Origin of the sequence: Duganella sp. 1411 (genome assembly GCF_017833525.1) — a bacterium.
GTDB lineage: Bacteria > Pseudomonadota > Gammaproteobacteria > Burkholderiales > Burkholderiaceae_D > Rugamonas.
The window spans coordinates 1-1,037 of the sequence record NZ_JAFICD010000021.1; the positions used below are offsets into that span (position 1 = coordinate 1).

General features: G+C 57.0%; 1 protein-coding gene. It reads right to left on the bottom strand.

Going from position 1 to position 1,037, the window contains the following annotated elements; all coding sequences use genetic code 11:
• The coding region (locus JOD97_RS32455) for an IS481 family transposase (RefSeq protein WP_209726961.1) at positions 1 to 946 on the bottom strand (946 nt) is incomplete at its 3' end.
• Positions 947 to 1,037: the final 91 nt, after the last annotated feature.

Genomic DNA, 1,037 nt, shown 5'->3' on the forward strand with positions numbered 1-1,037 from the left:
TGTGATGTTTCAAGAGGTTGTTGCGTGAAAACTTGAGCCTAGACATCGGAGCCTTTCCATCGACACCGTGATGCGGGCGATGCCAGTTGTAGTGGTGTATCCATTCCTTGAGCACGGCGGCGCGTTCAGACGAGTTGTTGTAGACGAAGCCGTAAGCCCATTCTCGCAAGGCCGATTGGATAAACCGTTCGGCCTTGCCGTTCGTCTGCGGGCGGTAGGGGCGAGTGAAGCGGTGCTTCAATTTGAGCGCGTCGCAGGTTTGCTTAAACGTCTTGGCTCGGAACGCCGAACCATTGTCGGTCAATAGCGATTTGGGACGCACGCCCAGGCTGCTGAAGTAGGCGTGACATTTGGCGAGGAAGCTGCAAGCGCTTTCCTCGGTTTCGTCCGGGTAGAGATCCGTGAACGCGACACGCGCGTGATCGTCGACGGCGACAAATAACACCTCGTAACCAGCGCCGCGTGTGCGGTCGCGCTTGTTGCCGGTGGCGCGGTGGCCGGTCACTTCAATGCGCGCCAGCTTCTTGGTGTCGATGTGGATCATGTCACCGGGACGCTGATGTTCATAGCGCTGAACCGGCTCGACTGGAGCGAGGTCGCTCAGTTTTGACAATCCAGCACGTGCCAGCACGCGACTGACCGTCGCCTTCGAAATGCCCAGATATTGGGCTATCCTCATCTGCGTCAACCGTCTTTTTCGCAGCTCAACGATCTTGATCGCCTTGGCTTCGTCGAGCGCGCACGGAGAGCGGACCGGGCGTGATGAACGGTCCACCATGCCCTCTGGCCCTTCGGCCAGAAAGCGTCCGACCCATTTGCGCACCGTCGTCTCGCTCACTTCGTGATGGGCGGCGACTTGGCTTGCCGGCAGCTTGCTTCGCAGCACGTCTTCAACCATTTCCACTCGACGTTTCCAGGTTAATCGGGCATTCTTATGGATGTTCATTCGGCTAGCTCCTTGAGAATTGGGGGTTTGGCGATTTCCAAGTTCTCAAGTCTAGTCCGAATGAACCACAACAACCTATTGAAACATCACA